This window comes from Limosilactobacillus reuteri subsp. reuteri (assembly GCF_000016825.1).
Taxonomy (GTDB): Bacteria; Bacillota; Bacilli; order Lactobacillales; family Lactobacillaceae; genus Limosilactobacillus; species Limosilactobacillus reuteri.
Window position 1 is genome coordinate 1,596,269 of sequence record NC_009513.1, and the last position, 18,476, is coordinate 1,614,744.

Below are 18,476 nucleotides of genomic sequence, written 5' to 3' on the forward strand. Positions count from 1 at the left end.
AATTAGTCTTTGTCATCTGGGTTATACTTCCCAGCCTTTTGAAGGATTTCCTTTGCCTTTTCAAGGTAGTGGTGTTCTGCACGGAATGCCTTGATCTTGCCACCTTCATCATCGGTAAGAGCTGCTAGCTTTTCATCAAGTTCCTTAAATTCCTTGTTAAGGTCCTTAATAACGCCTTCTTCATCTTCCATGTAAACATAGTGATTTTCTGCTGGATCTTTACGACCTTCACCAGCACGTTCTTCAAGCTTTACTGAGTCCTTATCTACTTTCCAAGCATGCTTAAGGATTGACTTAATATCCTTAATTGTTTCGTGTTGAGCAGTACGGTGCTTCTCATTGTCAACACTATCTTCAATCTTTGTTAAGTGTCCTTCAGCATCTGCAATCTTCTTTGCAATACGATCCAAAGCCTTAAGTTGACGTTTTGCGTAATCAGCCATAAATAATTACCTCCTAATATAATAGCTATAATTCCTAATTCACTTTTATTATATTTTTATAATTTAAATTATAAAAATAATACGTCTTAAAATTATAGTTAATTTTATTATGAGGTAATTTCAGCGCCTAAATAAATAGATGATTGATAGAAATTCTCCTATTCAATCATCTATTTATTAAAACATCGACTTTTTAGCAACGCTTTGGCTTGTACTTACTGGAATATTAAAATCAGGCAGTCCTGGAATATGCAACTCAATTGAGCCAACTTGTTGATTCTTCTTTATCGGTGCAGTTAGTTGTTTTTGATCATCTCCCTGCACTCGTAATGTTGGTTTAGTTGCTTGTAATTTCATATTCTTTGGAAGCCAAACGGTAGTCTTCTTTGTTAGCTTAATATTAGCCTTATTCTTATTTTTACCATTCTTTACTTTTACACTAGTAAGCTTGGCCGAAAGATCACTTACTTTTTTGATTTCAACTGGCTGGTACTCATCGACTAATTTATTATAAAAGTCTTGTTGCATCTTCGACTGGTCATTCCATTCCCCTTTTGTATGCAAGGCAACTAAAATAATCCGGCGTCCTGCAAAGGTTCCTGTTGACACAATACATTTACCCGCGCGATCAGTATTTCCAGTCTTTAAGCCGTCAATTTCCCCATCCTTAGGAGCAAAACCGTTTTGTGGCAAAAGAGCATTCACATTTGTCATTAAATATTGTTGATCTTTAGTTACATCAAAGTTAGCAAACTTTTGCTTTGTAATGTCGAGAGTTTCAGGATAATTTTCAACAAGATACTTTGAGATAAGCGCAACATCTTTAGCAGATAATAAGTTCTCTGCGTCTTTATCTACGCCCTTAAGTTTATGCTTTCCTAAGTCCCCGTTAGGCAGCCCGATCATATTGTAGATTTTTATATCTGTAACTCCTGCCTTTTTCGCAAATGCCATCATCTTTTTATTAAAGGCTGCTGTACTGCCCGCGTCAGCTAATGCCAATGCTTCTGTACTTCCATCAGCAGATACGAGCATCATCGAATCAACTAACTGACGGACTGTGTATTCTTCCCCATTCATTAATGGGACATTTGAAAAGTGCCAATCATCCGCCATCTTGGCAACTGCTGGTGTAATCTTAATCTTTTGATCCCATTTTAAATGATGGTTTCGAATATCTTGTAAAATTACTCCTAAAGTTAAGATTTTAATTACAGATGCAATTGGATAGCGTTTAGTTGCATTTTTTTGGTATAGAACCTGGCCACTTTCTGCATCAATCGCATAAGCTGCTCGTGCATCCATCTGAAAAGCTGCAGTATCAGCATGGACTTTTTCGAACATCCCCAAGCCATTTAAACAGATACTAATTATTGCCGTTATTAATAATAATTTGGCAAAAAAAGATTTAACCTTTTTCATTATAACAATTTCTCTCCTTTACACATTTAACTATCATATCCTATTCTGCCTAAAAAAGGTGTAACGATTTGGTAACAATTCAAATGAAATCCTTATTTTTCATTAAATTAAGAAGATGCACCTTTTAACTTCCATAAATTATCTGTATTATTAATAAGTATGCTAATTTTAATCAGAAAGGGTCGGTTAAAAAATGCAAAGATCGCAACGTCATCGTCGTAAACCGCGCAGACTTATCTTAATTATCATCGCTATTCTGCTCATTATTATGGGTGTCCGGCACTTCAGCTCGACAAGTGCCCGCCTAAAATCCGCATGGAATAAAATCATTTTCACTTCCAATAATAATGTTAGTATTGCGGTATACTCACCAAAGACCCACCAAATTTATACTTCTAGTAATGTACCCCAGCATAAGTTTCGAACTGCTAGTACAGTAAAGGTTAGTATTCTAGCGGGAATTCTTGCTAAGCAACAAAGTCCTCTTACAAGTCATCAGAAATCGCTTGCTACTAAAATGATTGAACAAAGTGACAATGATTCAACTAGCGAATTATTTGAAGATTATCTCGGCGGAAAAAACGGTCTCCAACAAACTTTTGAAAAATTTGGCATGACCCAATCTCAGGCTAATAGCAGTTGGGGGTTAACTGTTACTACTCCAAAAGATCAAGTTAAACTATTAAATAATATTTTCTATAAGTCTAAAGTTTTATCTGATGACGAAAGAAGTGAAATTCGTGATTTAATGGGTAATGTTGAAAGTGATCAAGCGTGGGGGATCTCAGCAAGTAGCGATAATTTTGCATTAAAAAATGGTTGGCTAAATTACGGTAAAGATGAATGGATCGTCAATAGTATTGGCTACGTAAAAAATAGTAACGGAACAGACTACACAATTGCAGTTTATACGGATAAAAATCAATCAATGGCCGCGGGACAACAAGTAATTGAACAACTTGCTCGTGTAACAAAGCCAATATTAGACTAAATTGAAATGATAAACAAAATAGGGGCTGAAAGAAAACTTCAAATTTTCTTCCAGCCCCAGTTTTTATAGGTAGTTTATTGAGAGAGATAAAGCGTTTTGGAAAGGAATACTACCTATTTTGTTTTGAGAGAGATTACTAATTAATTTGATGTCTATTTTTGTTCCATCACTTTTTCACCATTAGCTGTAATAGTGAAAGTCTTGTTAGCAGCATCAGCATCAAGAACAGCCACATTCTTGCCATCCTTATCTTTCCGCGTAACCTTGATAGTTGTTTCAGTTGGTGTTTCCACTTCAATTGAACCATCAAGATCAAAGGCTGCAAATTTATTCCGCCATGCAAGTAAGTCTAAGAGATTCTTAACTACTGGACGTTGAACTTCTTGTGCAACTTCTTCTTTAGTGTAGTAGTGACGGTTGATGTTCCGACCTTCCTTAGTCTTTTCAAGTAATTCAAGGTCATTTGAACCAGCAAGTAAACCAACATAGTAAACCATTGGAATACCAGGTGCAAATACTTGGAATGCCCGAGAAAGCAAGTAAGCTTTGTCATCGTCACCTAATGCAGAGTAGTAAGTAGAGTTAATTTGGTAAATATCCAAGTTGTTGTATTCAGCACTTGAGTATTTCCGCTTAACGTTAGCACCAACCTTGTATAATTCATTGGATGCATATTCGATTTCATCATCAGTTAAGATATCCTTAGCATCAACAACCCCAATACCATCATGAGTATCAAGAGTAGTAAATTGCTTCATCGGTGACATCTTTAACCACTTAGCAAGGCGGTTAGTCTTACCAGAGTAAAGGGTATAAAGAGTAGTCATTGGTAAGGTAAAGTCATAGATGAAGAAGTCATGTTGTGAAATCTTTTGTGGAATGGTGTAGTGTTCGTGAATTTCAGGAAGGATGATGGCCTTGTAAGGAGCCAAAATATCTTGAACTTCATTTAAAAGATCCCAGATTTCAGGTTCAACGAAGAAATCATTAGTACCAACCTTCTTAATAGCGTAAGCAAAGGCATCAAGACGAATCATATCTGCACCGTGCTTAACCATGTCAATTAATGTTTCCTTGAAGAATTCGTTAGCTACCTTACTCTTAACATTAATATCAATTTGTTCTTCACCGAAAGTGTTCCATAAGTTTTCAGTAGTACCATCATCAAAGGTAATTTCTTGCTTAGGAGCCTTATCCTTTCGCTTGTAAATTAAATCAACATCTTCTTGAGTTGGACGGTTCTTACCAGCTTTTTCCCAGAACTTTTCCCAACGAATAAAGAAGTCGTTGTACTTAGAATCATCGTGCTTCTTCTTGAAGTCTTGGTACATTTCAGACTTCTTGGAAATATGGTTAATCATGAAGTCAAACATTAAGTAGTAGTCTTCACCTAATGCTTCAACATCATCCCAGTTACCAAAAGCAGAATCAACAACATCGTAACGGTATGGTGCAAAACCACGGTCACCAGTTGATGGGAAGAATGGAAGTAAGTGAACACCGCCGATTGCATCACCGATATAGTTCTTTAATACTTCATGAGTTTCTTTAATATTTTTACCCATTGAGTCAGAGTAAGTAATTAACATTGCTTCATTTTTGATTGGCATAATGATATCCTCCAATAATTTTAAATTTAGTTAGCTTGTTTAGAATGACGAGTTGCAAAGAAAATAATTAAGGCAATAACTATTAGCATTACCCCGTAGATTGGGAATGGTGCGGCAAGATCAAGGCCACTCATTGGGCGACCGACTAATCGATTCATCCATTCAGCAATTGTTGGTGAGAAGAAAGCTCCAAAGTTAAAACCAATCAGTACCATTGAAGTTACTAATGGTTGACGCTTAGCAGGAGCTAAATCCGGCAACAAGTTAAAAATCAACGGAGAAACTAATTGTAGTGGGAAGCCGATTAAAAGCAAACCAATTACTAACATTGCAAAGTTGCCGTTTGCGAAGGCAAATAAGAAGTTTGAAATGGCCATTAACCCGAGACCAAGGTAAACAGTGTTAAAACCTAACGCTTTATTAATTGATCCGTAGAATAAACCACCAAGCGTTGCCCCAATTAACATTAAGGAAAGGAACATTGATGAACCAGTATAGCTACTTCCCTTAATTGCAACGGTTAAGCCAGGGAAACGATTTTCCATTCCAACATAATCTACAACCAAGAGGAAGGCAAAGAGAACAAGGAGGTAAACTACTGGACTAATCTTTTTAATTGGTTCTTCCACTTCAGTTAATTCTTCAGCAAGATCATCTTCGGCAACGTTATTATCCTGTGCTTTGCTATCGTCAGGAACACGAACGGCAAAGAAGAAGAGAACAACAAAGGCAAGAAGGTAGACGGCAAATGATGCATGCCAACCTGCATAGCTAAGAATTAACCCAGCAATTGCCAGGGTACAAGCTTGACCGATTTGTTCAGCCGCAGCACGCCAACCAAGCATTTGAGCTCGAGTTGTACCTTCATACCAAACTGAAATCATCGAAATTGCTTGAGAATTGTATAAACCAAACCCTGCTCCTAAAACTAACCGCGAAATCAAAATCGCAGTGTAGTCATTCGCAAACATGGGAACAATTCCGGCAAGGCCAACAATTGTAACCCCGGCCATAATAATCTTCTTATCAGAAATATTGAACCATTGTTGAAGTAATGGTGAAAGGACAACAAAAATCATTACAGCAAATGATGGAGTCGTAACTAAATATTCTGACTGTGTCTGTGAGATTCCGAGTGCCGCCTTTAATTGCGGTAAAGAACCTTGAATGGCATAAGCACTCGTAACCATGAATGAAACTGACAGGAACGCCAATTTGGTAACAAGAGAATTTTTGTTATTCATAATTAGTAGGTACTCTTTCTATAGGTATTTGATAAACGTTTATCATTACTGTACATCAATAATATACAATGAAGTTTTTAAAATGTCAAACGTTTAACAAAGATTTCCTACAAAAAATTGTAATCCATTACATTGTTATTATAACGCGCCTTAAATGAAAATAGATGAAAACGGATGATAACGCTATTTTAGGTCTCTTTCGGGATTGCTTGTGAATTTTCACGCATTATTTTTTATAAAAAAAGAGTAAAGCAATGACCGATTCATCGTTTTACTCTTTTCAACTTAGTATTTACTTAATCCACACAAAGCTTCTTGATTGCCTGAGCATAGATTTCCATTGCTTTATACATGTCTGGCAATGGCCACTGTTCATTAGCTTGATGCATATAGTCGGGAGTTGTTGGTAACATTCCCCCAAAAGCAACACAATTATTCATCGTTCGGGCAAATGTTGCTCCACCAGAAATTTGCGGTTCAGCAGCAACATCCCCAGTTTGTTCTTTATAAACTTTCATCAAAGTTTGCACTAATTTACTGTCTTTTGGAACGTACAGGGGTGCTAAATAATCAAAATGAACATACTTCAAATCATAAGCTGCCACCTGTTTACTTAGTTTTGCTAGTAAATTATCGCGATCGATCGTTACGGGAATTCGTAAATCAATCTGCATTCTTGTTTCATTTTCATTAATTTCAAGACTAGAAATATTGAAAGTTAATTGTCCAGACTCATCGCGAACATCACCGAGAACATTGCTCCCCGTTGCATCTTCCTTAAATAATTTGCCAATAAAATCAAGTGGCTTAAAATCAAAAACATCATCAAGCGCAATCGCTAACCGTAAAACAGCATTCGTTCCTTCCGGTGCCATCATCGCATGAACAGACTTGCCAATAACAGTAATTGAATTACCGTCACTTGTATATTCAAAGCCATGCTTATCTAAAGCCGCCTTCACTTCATCCTGCTTTGGACCATCGTACACTGCACTATCAGGGACCGCATTAAACGCATTTTTCAAGTTAATCTTTAGTTGATCTGTTCCTGGACCAACGAGATAAGATTGTTGCAACCCCTTTTCAGCATAAATTAATGGAAATTCAGCATCAGGAGAAATTCCACTATCAATCGGCGCTTCCTTTTTATTATATTCAGCAATTCCACGCCATAGAATTTCTTCATCAGTTCCATAAATAAAACGAATTCGTTGATTGAAGTGATAACCTTGATCCATCAATGCTTTAACAGCATATAAAGCTGCAATTCCTGGACCTTTATCATCTTGTGACCCTCGTCCATAAACTGCATCATTGATTACTGTGCCTTTAAATGGATCATGTTTCCATTTGCCTAAATCGCCGGCAGGAACCGTATCAAGATGACAAATTACACCAAAAATTTTGTCCCCACTACCAACTTCTGCATAGCCATAGTACCCGTCTGGATCTTCATAGGTCTTAAAACCTAATTCATCACAAATCTTCATCATTTCATCGAGGGCGTTACGAATTCCTTTGCCAAATGGTGCGCCTTCTTCTGCTGGTTGATTATATGATGGAACAGAAATTAGTCGTTCTAAAATTTTAACAGCAGCTTTTTGTTCATCTTCTGTAATAATTTTATCCATTCAAATCCCCTCCTAGAGCAAGGCAGCAATTCCTAAGAACAAGCAAGTAGCAACAAAGAGATAAATCATTAATTTCAGCATCCACTTCCACCAAATGCCGACATTAATATGCGCAATTGCTAATGCTCCCATAACAACTCCCGAAGTTGGGGTAATAAGGTTAACCCAACCTGAAGCTGCTTGATAAGCAGTAATAACAAGGCTACCAGAAACATGCGCAAAATGTCCCATTGGTCCGATAATTCCCATCGTTGCCGCAGCTAACCCAGACGTTGATGGAATTAAGAATGACATTGGGATATAGAAAATGTAAGTCAAAATAATAAAGATCGTTTGTGATAATCCATGAAGGCCCAATTCTCCCCAGTGAAGAACTGTTCCAGTGATCATCCCATTATTCATTATTACTTGAATTCCCCGTGCAACTGCCACAATAATTGCAACGCTTAAGAAATCTCCCATTCCTGACATGAAAGCATCAATAAATTCACTTTCCTTCATATGGTAAACAGCCATAATCAAGACCGACATAAAGAGGAAGAGCATGGTAATTTCATTGAAGTACCATGTTCCAAAGGGTGCCATATCATGCCCTAATAAATCGCCTAGGAATGGAATATTAACCAACCACTTTGTAAATTTATCAAAAAATGTCCAATGGCTATTAAGGTTTGACCATGGAATTAGTCCTAGAATCATCACAACAAAAGTAATTCCGAATAGCCAAATAACTGTCTTTTGACGACCGGTCATCTTATGGTCGTCATTAGGATCAGCCTTGACTAAAAAGTGCTTTTCATCTTCTGCTCGTTGATTGTAAACTAATGATTTAGTTGGATCTTTTTCAATTACCGATGCATAGTGGTAAACATAAATAATACTAATCGTTATCGTAATAATTAAAAGGATTACCCGGGAAACTAAACCATCACCAGGAGAAATATTTAACGTTTGAGAAGCTACTCCTGTGGCAAACGGGTTAACAGTTGATGCTAAACAACCAACTTGACTTCCCACTAAAGCAATCGCAACCGCTACAATTGAATCAAAGCCAACACCCATCATCACGGGGATCAAGAGAGGATAGAATGCAATCGTTTCTTCCCCCATTCCATATGTTGATCCACCAAGAGCAAACAGAAGCATTAAAATTGGAATCAATTGTTTTTCTCGTCCCTTATACCGGCGAACGATTGAACCGATCCCTTCGTTTAATGCATTTGTCTTATTAACCACTCCTAGGAATCCACCGATAACAAGAATAAATAGTGATACTGAGATAGCTCCATCTGTCTTTTTATCACCGACCATCCCGATAACGGGTGCCATAAAGATATCCCAAATTCCCTGGGGTTTATTTGTCACCGCCTTATATGTGCCAGAAATAATATTTCCAGCTTTATCCGTCTCATATGTCCCTGCTGGTATAATCCACGTTAAAATTGCAATTAAAATAATAATTAAAAATAAAATTGTAAACGCAGAGGGCATATGAAAATGATGTTTTTTCTTCGTTTGCGTTTCCTGCACAATAACCGCCTCTTTTGTAAAATTAGTATCAATTTTATTTTAATTCAGTTTGAAAGCGGCTTCAACTTAATCTAAGAATTATCCTTAAAGAATGCTATAATTGCCTTGTAGTAATTTTAAGGAGGATGAAGCTAATGGTAATGAATCCTAATAAAGCACAAGACGTTTGGAAAGACGCCGGTGAACATGTCCAATTTACTGTATTAGAATTAAAACGAGAAAATCAAGCAAAGGAACAAGAAGCAATTCAAGAATTTGTTGAACGGTTCCAAGCAATTACTCGATCACTGCGAATTCGGGATAATAAGGGTAATCTTAAAGTTTCTTTAGGCTTTAGCAACGACGCATGGGACTATCTTTTCCCAAATGCCCCTAAACCCAAAGAATTAGAAACTTACCAAACATTAACCGGGCCAAAATACAAAATGCCTGCCGCAAAAGGAGATATTTTCCTCCATATTCGTGCAAACGATGAGGCTGCAGTTTACGAATTCATGGCTCAAGTAATGCTCTTTATTAGAGATATTACTAATGTTGTTGATGAAACAAAGGGCTTTCGCTATTTTGAAGGCCGGGCCATTATTGGCTTTATTGATGGAACTGAAAATCCGGAACCTCAGGATGCTGCTGAATACGCAATTATTGGTGATGAGGATCCTACGTTTGAAAATGGTTCATATGCCTTTGCACAAAAATGGCGGCATAACATGGACATTTGGAATAAGCTAACTACTGAAACGCAAGAAAAAGCTGTTGGACGAAAGAAGTTTTCTGACTTAGAATTAAGCGAAAAAGAGAAGTTTAAGAATGCTCATAATGTCGCTTCCCAAGCGGAAATTGATGGTATTGAACAGAAGATTGTGCGCATGAATGTTCCATATTCAGACCCTGCCGCTGATAATACTGGAACTTTCTTTATTGGTTATTCAAGGCATTGGACTGTAACTAAGAAGATGCTTGAAAATATGCTTGAGCAAAACGATTATCTCCTAACTTTCTCTGATATTTTAGGTGGTCAACTCTTCTTTATTCCTTCGCGTCCAATGTTGGATCAAATTGCTGAAGGCGAATTAAATTAGTTGATTGACAAGTTGAAGGCAAATTGCTATATTATTAGTAGCAAATTTTAAGAGGGATCATCCATTGAAATTTTAATTCTACACAATTTAATGTATCTGGAACTGTGGATTCACGCAGAAAGATACTACGGGTAGAATTATTTTTCAATGATTGATCAATAAATGAGAACTAATGGGCCAATACCATTAGTTTAAAAGTCTACCTGTAGTGGTGGGCTTTTTTTCGTTACCTTTTCTGCGAGTAACGAAAGGGTGATTTTTTAATGGAACCAATCACGATAAATAATTTAACTTTTGCTTATCCGGGACAAGAACCGCTTTTTAATCATTGTGATCTTAATATTAGCAGCGATTGGAAACTTGGTCTTCTTGGACGAAACGGTCGGGGCAAAACCACACTACTCAAAATCTTGCAAAAGCAACTTTCCTTTCAAGGAAGTATTCAAACCAATCTTAAGTTTAACTATTATCCATTAGTAATTCGTGAACCGAATGATTACACATTGAATGTCCTTATGAGAAGTGGCTATCAAGGTGAGCAATGGCAAATCGAACGAGAATTAAATTTGATGGCAACTCCCACAGAATTACTATGGCAACCTTTCAGTAGTCTTAGTGGTGGCGAACAAACACATGTGATGCTAGCAACCCTTTTTGCCCAGGATGGATATTTCCCCCTGCTTGACGAACCGACTAATCACCTTGATCAGGATGGTCGAAAACAAATTGCTCAATATCTAAAAGCGAAAAAAACGGCTTCATTATCACTAGCCATGACCGAGATTTTCTCGATAAAGTCATTGACCATTCATTAGTGATTGAACAACACCAGCTTGTTTTAACCCGTGGTAATTACAGTGATTATTTCGTTCATAAGGAGCAACGAGATTCTACGGCCATCAAGAAAAACGAAAATTTATTAAAAGATATTCGTCATTTAAAGCAAACACGTCAGGCAAAATCTCAATGGGCTCAACAAGCAGAAAATGAAAAGAAGAATAATTCGCATGCGGATAAAGGCTTTATTGGTGCCAAAGCTGCAAAAATGATGAAAAAAGCAACCATAATGAAAGGACGCTTAGACACCGCAATCGAGGAACGAAAAGGACTTTTAAAAGAGATTGAAAACGTTGTTCCGCTAACAATTAATGTCCTCCCCACTAATCATCAACTATTGTTAAGCATTAATGATCTAACGTTATCGTATCCAACTAAACAACCCTGTTCTAATATCACTACAACCATTGAAAAAAATGACCAGGTCCTGCTCTGTGGGAATAATGGTACTGGAAAATCTAGTATTATTAATGCAATCATCGGGACATTCAGTGGTAAACAAAGCGGAGAGATACTTTTTAGCAGTGCCCTTAAAATCAGCACAGTGCGTCAAGATTATTCTGATAATCATGGAAGTTTACGTAGTTTTGTATCTTCTTCTAAAATTAACTACGATCAATTTCTTAACCTTCTTCGTAAATTAGGAATGGAACGTGCTACTTTTAATGTTCCGATTGAAGAAATGAGTATGGGACAACAAAAGAAGGTTGAACTAGCACGGTCATTAGCTGAACCCGCTCACCTTTATTTATGGGATGAACCGCTAAACTATCTTGATACCTATAATCAGCAACAACTAATTCAGTTAATTCAAGAAAAGCGATCACCAATGCTAATTGTTGAACATGATCAAAATTTCATTAAGCAAATTGCTACAAAGAAAATTGAAATTTAATATTTCCTGGGAAATAATCAACTTTACAAAGTTAGTGTTAAAAAGCTGAGAGAAAATTTGTTTTTCTCCCAGCCTTAACTGTTTTCACGAACAATAGCAAGATATCGTGGAAATTAACCGCAAGGCTCGAGGCTAAGTCCGAACAATAATCAGCCCGTGCTAATCACCGTTCTATCCTTAGCCCACCGCCTTGTCGAGAAGGTTAATTCCCACTCACAATCATTAGCTAAATTAAATTCAGTTCAGTTAACCACTCAAGAAATAGCGGGAACCACTTTCCCATATGATTATCTACCCGATCATTATTAACAATACCAGTATATTCGTTAGCTAACGCGATTCCATGTCCCCCAGTGCCAAACTCATGTAATTCATATGGAATATCATTCTTAATTAACGCATCTGCATATACTTGAAGGTGATCAACAAAGGGAGTCAGTTCATCTTTTGCCGATCCCCACATAAAGGTTGGTGGTGTTTGCGGATTTACTAATTTCGCTACATTCTCTGTTGTAACCCCCATACGTTCATCAATCAAGGGTTGAATAACAGGATATCCTAATGCGGCGAATCTAGCGTGTGTTAGTTTTTCATTACTATATGCAGCGGCAATTTGGCCTCCTGCAGAAAAGCCAATAATCCCCAACCGATCAGCGTCAACATCTAATTCAGCTGCATGGTTGACGATATATTCAAATGCTTGGTGAACCGCTATTTTGGCTTCTTCATAATTCTTATGCTCAACTACCGGATATCGTACAACAAATGTTTGCCATGCATGGGTTGCAAACGTTAATGCCACCCGTTCAGAATCTCGCTCCATGATCTGGTTATAACTGCCTCCTGGTAAAATAACAAGACCGGGCAAAGCTTTATCAGTATTACTATGATAAATATCTAGAGACGAATATGGTTGATCTAAGTTAACACTTTTAATTTCCATTTTCTCACCTCATTTTGATTTTTTAAATGTCGAAATTACAATGAATAGTATAACCTTAATCTGAGATAAACGATACAGGTAAAAAAATGTTATTAATTCACAAATTTCCCCTTGTTTATTATGATACATTTGTTAAAGTGATAAGGTATCAATTATTATTTGGGGGTTAGAAAATCTAATGAGTATTATGAAGACTAGGTCATTCTGGATTGCTGCCATTATGACCTTAATTTGTTCTGTTGCTGGGGTGCTTTTAGCAAAACTACCTTATGTCAACTTGATTGGAGCATTGGTCATTGCTTTATTATTAGGTATTGCCATGCAGTTGACTCCTGCTAGCTTGCGGAATGAGGCTCAAGGCGGCATCGGATTTATTTCTAACAAATTTTTACGGCTTGGTATTATTCTTCTTGGTTTCCGCTTAAACCTAGAAAAACTTGCGGCCGCAGGGGTTAAGACTATTTTGGTTGCAGCTATTGGGGTTACCGGCACGATTGTCCTCACTTATTGGCTTAGTCGAAAGTTTGGTGCAGAAGATGAATTAGCTATCCTTTCTGCTTGCGGCTGTGGTATTTGTGGAGCGGCTGCCGTAATGGGGGTTTCACCACAAATTGAAACCGACAACGAGGAGCGCAAACGAGAAAATGAAGTATTAGCTGTTGCTGTTGTTTGTGTAATGGGAACAGTCTTTACTTTAGTTGAAATTGGAATCAAACCATTAATCGGGCTTACTGACCCACAGTTTGGAATTGTTGCCGGTGGTTCATTGCATGAAATTGCTCATGCCGTTGCTGCCGGAGGTGCTTTCGGTGAAGCAAGCTTAGATAACGCCCTTATTATGAAACTTTCACGGGTTCTTCTCTTGGCGCCAGTCGCTTTAATTGTTGGTTACTGGTATTAACACCGTCTTGTAGTTGAAAGTGAAGAAGAACATACTAAAGAACCAAAGAAATTACCAATTCCTTGGTTCCTTGGCGGTTTTATTTTAACTAGCGTGTTAGGAACCTTTCTTCCATTCTCACCAGCTTTTCTTGATGCACTTGTTCAAGCAGCCTATATCTTTTTAGGAATGGCAATGGCTGCATTAGGTGTTTCAGTAAACTTTAAAGTTATTTTTAAACGCGGAGGAGCCGTTTTTGGCGCAGCTGCGATTAGCTCAACCTGTTTATTGGTGTTCATGATTATTATGAGTAAAATATTCTTCTAATTATTAAAAGCGTTAAATTGAGGATTTATTTTAAAAGGGCATATCGCCTTTCCTCCAATTTAACGCTTTTTATTTATATTCTTCTATTTAACTCTCTTTCCCAGCTGGTAAGCTTCTTCAACGTGTTTAGCCAATTTTTGATTATTCCAAGAATCAGCCGCAAGCACTTCTCCTACTTTATCCCAACGCATATATTCAAGCAATTGCTTAAAATATAAGTCAAGTGAAGCAAAGGCATCTTCTTGACCATAGCCACTCACTAAAGTAATAGCTTTCTTTCCGCCATGAAGTTCATGGTTATAGTTGTAGAAACGATCAATCACTGCTTTTAGGGCTGCATTGATCCCATAATAATATAGCGAACTAACCAAGACTACCATGTCTGCCGCTAACAGCTTAGGCATTACTTCATTAGTAATAACATCATTCGGTTCAATCGCAACTTCTTGTCCGGGATGATTGTCTTCCAATTCAATCATCGAAAATTCATCAGTCCGGCGTCCAGCATCAAAGCGATAAACTTCATTTCCTGCTTCAGTAGCGCCCTTAACAAAGGCATCTGCTAATTGCTCAGAAGTTCCTGGATGATGGGGACTTCCTGTTAATACAACAATCTTCATCATGATCCCGCCCTTTCTTACTTAATTATAGTGATAATTCGACCAGATTAGAAATAGAAACATTGAATATTAATAGATAACTAAAATGAATTAACGAGGCCAACTAAAAATTTTTAACCAATTTAACTTAGCACGCTCTCGTTTTTGTTCTTCTTTAATGTATGAACGATCCGTAATGAAATGAAAGATATTCATGCCTATTCCTCATAAATATGTTCACTAAGGTAGCGCTCGCTTGAATCAGGAAATACCGTGACTAAATTAGCCCCGTGTGGCAATTCTTTAGCAACTTCTAAACTTGCCGCGAGCGCAGCCCCACTAGAGCTACCAATAAAGAGGCCGAGATTTTTAGCAACCCAGCGAACATAATAGAATGCATCCTCATCACTGATTGTTTTTACCCCGGTATAATCTAAGTCCTTGAAAAACGGTGGAATAAACTCCACTCCAATTCCTTCTGTACGGTGACTATGGGCTGGACCCCCATTTAAAATCGATCCGGCTGGTTCAACAATATAGCCTTTTAATTCTGGGTAAGCATCTTGGAGCGCCTTTTGAATTCCCGCAAAAGTGCCACCACTTCCTGCACCAGCTACAAAGGCCGCCAGCGGTTTATTAGCAAGATCAGCTAAAATTTCCGGTCCCAAGGTGCGTTGATAAACATCAGGATTTGCTGGATTCTGGAATTGTAAAGGCACGTAAGCATCTCCGATTTCAGCAGCTAATTCTTTGGCGGCCGCAATTGCTCCTTTGATCCCTTCTTCACTCGGAGTATTAATCACTTCGGCTCCCAACGCACGCATTAATGTTTGCTTTTCAAAACTAAACTTTTCTGGTACCACTAATTTAACTGGTAAATGGTATTTTAGTGCTGCTAAAGCGACTCCAATCCCTGTATTTCCGGCAGTTGGCTCGATGATTGTCGTTGTATCTTTTATTTTTCCTTCTTCCATTCCTCGCTGGATTAGCGCCATCCCCAAACGATCCTTGATACTGCCACCTGGGTTAAACATTTCGAGCTTAGCATAAATATTAACGTCATTCGGAGTCTTCATCGGCAAGTGCATTAAGGGGGTGTGACCAATCAAATCATAAGTATTTTCAACTAACATAATAGTTCCTTCTTCCTCAGAAAAGTAAGTGGGAATTAACCTCCTCGACAAGGCGGTGGGCTAAGGATAGAACGGTGATTAGCACGGCACGGGCTGATTATCGTTCGAACTTAGCCTCGAGCCTTGTGGTTAATTTCCACGATATCGTAACAATATACCTATAAAAAACGAGGCTGTTGAAAAAACAAAAGTTTTTTCTCAGCCTCGCCTTATGTGTTATCAACTTGATAGTAATTCAATTAAAAATGAGTATACCAAAAAGTGAGTCGCATAAGACGCGATTCACAACAACAAATATTTGCGTTAACAAAATAATTGTTTTCCATTGGTAATTTCCTCGTATTTCAAATTACAGTAATAATAACTAGTTAAAAGTAAGTTGTCAAGAAAATTTATATGGACAGGTGTAAAATAAAAAAGAATTATTTTATAAAGCAGGAGCGATACCTATGAAAAAGAATGGACTACTATTAGTCAATCTCGGTTCACCCGATACGCCAACAACTCCCGACGTTAAACGTTATTTGAAAGAATTTCTCAGTGATCGGAATGTTATTGAAATGCCCCCAGCATTATGGCAGCCACTCCTTCGTGGGATTATTCTTCCAACTCGGTCATGGCGATCAGCGACTTTTTATCGTAATTGCTGGACAAAAGATGGATCCCCATTAATTGTCTACACAGAACGGTTGGTTGCTAAGGTTCAGGGATTAATGCCGGAATGGGTTGTCAAAATGGCAATGACCTATGGCAAGCCTAAAATTAGCGACACAATTACCGGAATGAAAAAGGAATGTCAAAATATTACAGTTTTGCCGCTCTTCCCTTTTTTTACTAAAAGTACAACTCAAACGGTTATTGACAAGGTAAAGGATGCTGATCCAGAAGCGAAAATAATTGATCGTTTCTCGGCCGAAGAAGATTATTTAGACTTATTGGCTAAGCAAATCCAAACGGCATGGGATAGAGGAAAATATGACAAATTACTCATTTCGTATCATGGAATTCCGACTGCCATGGTTAATCACGGTGATCCTTATCGCGATGAAACAGAAGCGGCCACCGCGGAACTAATTAAACGTCTTGACATTCCTGAAAAGCAAATTAAGATGGCTTACCAATCTAAGTTTGGCCCAATGCCATGGTTAAAACCTTACCTCCGGAACACGCTACTTAATGAGGCACAACTTGGACATCGTGATGTGTTAGTCGTCGCTCCATCATTTGTGGCGGACTGTTTAGAAACATTAGAAGAAGATCAAGTGCAAAACTATCAGGTCTTTCGTGAAAATGGCGGAAATAACCTTGTAATGGTGCCTTCACTCAATGACTCACCAGAATTTGCTCAGTTTATTACTGATCTTGTGCAACGAAAGGGATAAAAATGGAACGAAAAAGTTTAGACGAAATCAATGGAAGTGTTGATGTTCCAAATGTCTATCAAAGTGCATTTTGGCAGAAATTTCTCGCTTATAGTGGTCCCGGTGCTTTAGTCGCCGTTGGTTATATGGATCCAGGTAATTGGTTAACGTCGCTTGCCGGTGGGAGCCAATATCGCTATCAGCTATTAGTGGTCCTTTTTACTGCCATTTTAATCGCTATGTATATGCAATCTTTAGCAATCAAACTCGGCGTTACCACCCGAACCGACCTCGCCCAAGCAATTGCGCGGCGTTTACCTACTCCCCTGCGGATTGCCCTGTGGTTATTTAATGAAATAGCGATGATGGCAACGGACTTAACCGGAGTCGTTGGAACTGCTGTCGCCTTAAACATGTTATTCAAGCTGCCCTTACTTATCGGCGTCCTGCTAACAATTGCGGACGTGCTAGTTGTCTTATTTTTCCTTCATTTTGGGATCCGCCGAATTGAATTTATCGTTTTAACTGCTATTCTGGTTGTCGGCGCCATCTTTGCGATTGAAGTCTGTCGGGCCCACCCTGAATTTTCCGCGATCATGGACGGTTTTGTTCCTCGTTCCACAATTTTTACTAATCACAGTGAGTTGCTAATTAGTTTAGGGATTGTCGGGGCCACAATTATGCCCCATAATATTTATCTTCATTCCTCCCTGGCGCAAAGTCGACGCTACGATGAACATGATCCAAAGCAAGTCAAAGAAACGCTCCGTTTTGCTAATTGGGATTCATTAATTCACCTTTTTGCGGCTTTCATCGTCAACGCCCTTCTGCTTATCCTTGGTGGCACCCTCTTCTTTCATGCAGCAAGTCTCGGTAGTCTCGAGGATGTCTTTTTCGGACTAAAGAATCCCCAAATCGTTGGTAGCCTCGCTAGTCCATTAATGAGTTGGCTCTTTGCCTTCGCTCTACTGGTAACTGGTTTAATTTCTTCAATCACTAGTACCTTGGCCGGTCAAATTGTCATGGAAGGATTTATCAATATTCGCCTTCCACTCTGGAAAAGGCGTCTCCTTACTCGAGCTGTAACCCTTGTGCCAATCCTAATTATCGGCTTCATGATTAATTTCAAAGAAGAACAATTTGAGCAACTCATCATTTATGCGCAAATCGTCCTCAGTATCGCCTTACCATTTACCCTCTATCCCCTTGTTGCCTTGACGGGTAATAAGAAACTGATGGGACCACACGTTAATTCACGATGGCAAACGGTCCTTGGATATATTTTAGCTAGTTTGGTCACTGGGTTGAACTTGCTGGTATTGGTATAATTTTTGTTTATCATTATAAACCCAATAGATAGATACCCTTATTTTCAGTTATCAGTGTTTAAAAAAGCAATCAAATATTGTAAGATAATAATAAATTTTGTTGTAATTGTTGATGCAATAAAAGACTGGGCACTATTTACTTTTGGGAGAGTAATTTGATATTAAAAATTTTATCTTTGGTGTGACGCTTTTATCAATCTCATTTTACAACTGAATTAAAGAA

Annotated in this window: 15 protein-coding genes and 1 pseudogene; 7 read left to right on the forward strand and 9 right to left on the reverse strand. The window is 38.1% G+C overall.

Annotated features, from left to right (window positions below; translation table 11 throughout):
* Positions 1-2: 2 nt before the first annotated feature.
* Together LREU_RS08085 and LREU_RS08090 are read right to left on the reverse strand one after the other, a co-directional pair.
* A complete protein-coding gene (locus LREU_RS08085) occupies positions 3-443 on the reverse strand; it encodes a hypothetical protein (protein WP_003668870.1) in 441 nt (146 codons plus the stop codon).
* 177 nt (positions 444-620) lie between these two features.
* Positions 621-1,865, reverse strand: a complete 1,245-nt coding sequence (locus LREU_RS08090) for a D-alanyl-D-alanine carboxypeptidase family protein (protein ID WP_003668872.1) — start codon at positions 1,863-1,865, stop codon at positions 621-623.
* A gap of 193 nt (positions 1,866-2,058) precedes the next feature.
* On the opposite strand from LREU_RS08090, the gene LREU_RS08095 reads away from it, so the two are divergent.
* The gene (locus LREU_RS08095; protein WP_003668874.1) at positions 2,059-2,856 is read left to right on the forward strand and encodes a serine hydrolase; all 798 of its coding nucleotides are present in this window, start codon (positions 2,059-2,061) and stop codon (positions 2,854-2,856) included.
* 152 nt (positions 2,857-3,008) lie between these two features.
* Here the strand turns inward: LREU_RS08095 and gtfA are convergent, their stop codons facing one another.
* The 4 genes from gtfA to LREU_RS08115 all read right to left on the reverse strand — a co-directional run bounded on the left by gtfA (position 3,009) and on the right by LREU_RS08115 (position 8,871).
* On the reverse strand, positions 3,009-4,466 hold the full coding sequence (gene gtfA / locus LREU_RS08100; protein ID WP_003668877.1) for a sucrose phosphorylase: 1,458 nt from the start codon (positions 4,464-4,466) through the stop codon (positions 3,009-3,011).
* Between the two features lie 26 nt (positions 4,467-4,492).
* Entirely contained in the window at positions 4,493-5,710 is a 1,218-nt protein-coding gene (locus tag LREU_RS08105) for an MFS transporter (protein WP_003668879.1), read from the reverse strand.
* 296 nt (positions 5,711-6,006) lie between these two features.
* A complete protein-coding gene (locus tag LREU_RS08110; protein WP_003668880.1) occupies positions 6,007-7,341 on the reverse strand; it encodes a dipeptidase in 1,335 nt (444 codons plus the stop codon).
* Positions 7,342-7,353: 12 nt separating this feature from the next.
* Positions 7,354-8,871, reverse strand: a complete 1,518-nt coding sequence (locus tag LREU_RS08115) for a YfcC family protein (protein WP_003668882.1) — start codon at positions 8,869-8,871, stop codon at positions 7,354-7,356.
* A 134-nt stretch (positions 8,872-9,005) separates the two neighbouring features.
* Here LREU_RS08115 and LREU_RS08120 point away from each other — a divergent pair, with 134 nt between their 5' ends.
* The 3 genes from LREU_RS08120 (at position 9,006) to LREU_RS10560 (ending at position 11,682) form a co-directional block, all read left to right on the forward strand.
* Entirely contained in the window at positions 9,006-9,950 is a 945-nt protein-coding gene (locus LREU_RS08120) for a Dyp-type peroxidase (protein ID WP_011953543.1), read from the forward strand.
* A gap of 263 nt (positions 9,951-10,213) precedes the next feature.
* Positions 10,214-10,765: an ATP-binding cassette domain-containing protein gene (locus LREU_RS10555; protein WP_003668887.1), complete on the forward strand. Its 552-nt coding sequence runs from the start codon at positions 10,214-10,216 to the stop codon at positions 10,763-10,765.
* On the forward strand, positions 10,765-11,682 hold the full coding sequence (locus LREU_RS10560) for an ATP-binding cassette domain-containing protein (protein WP_003668889.1): 918 nt from the start codon (positions 10,765-10,767) through the stop codon (positions 11,680-11,682). The genes LREU_RS10555 and LREU_RS10560 overlap by 1 nt, the downstream gene beginning before the upstream one ends.
* 226 nt (positions 11,683-11,908) lie before the next feature.
* Here the strand turns inward: LREU_RS10560 and LREU_RS08130 are convergent, their stop codons facing one another.
* A complete protein-coding gene (locus tag LREU_RS08130) occupies positions 11,909-12,625 on the reverse strand; it encodes an alpha/beta hydrolase (protein ID WP_003668890.1) in 717 nt (238 codons plus the stop codon).
* 178 nt (positions 12,626-12,803) lie between these two features.
* Here LREU_RS08130 and LREU_RS08135 point away from each other — a divergent pair.
* A pseudogene (locus tag LREU_RS08135) lies at positions 12,804-13,832 on the forward strand (YeiH family protein).
* An 83-nt stretch (positions 13,833-13,915) separates the two neighbouring features.
* Here the strand turns inward: LREU_RS08135 and LREU_RS08140 are convergent.
* Together LREU_RS08140 and LREU_RS08145 are read right to left on the reverse strand one after the other, a co-directional pair.
* Positions 13,916-14,455, reverse strand: coding sequence for a flavodoxin family protein (locus LREU_RS08140; protein ID WP_003668895.1), 540 nt, complete (start codon positions 14,453-14,455; stop codon positions 13,916-13,918).
* 194 nt (positions 14,456-14,649) lie between these two features.
* A complete protein-coding gene (locus tag LREU_RS08145) occupies positions 14,650-15,564 on the reverse strand; it encodes a PLP-dependent cysteine synthase family protein (protein WP_003668897.1) in 915 nt (304 codons plus the stop codon).
* A gap of 449 nt (positions 15,565-16,013) precedes the next feature.
* Between LREU_RS08145 and hemH the strand changes: the two genes are divergently transcribed.
* Together hemH and LREU_RS08155 are read left to right on the forward strand one after the other, a co-directional pair.
* Entirely contained in the window at positions 16,014-16,946 is a 933-nt protein-coding gene (gene hemH / locus LREU_RS08150; protein WP_003668899.1) for a ferrochelatase, read from the forward strand.
* Between the two features lie 2 nt (positions 16,947-16,948).
* Positions 16,949-18,253 carry an Nramp family divalent metal transporter gene (locus tag LREU_RS08155; protein ID WP_003668901.1) on the forward strand — a complete coding sequence of 435 codons (1,305 nt, stop codon included), beginning with the start codon at positions 16,949-16,951 and terminating at the stop codon, positions 18,251-18,253.
* Positions 18,254-18,476 lie beyond the last annotated feature (223 nt).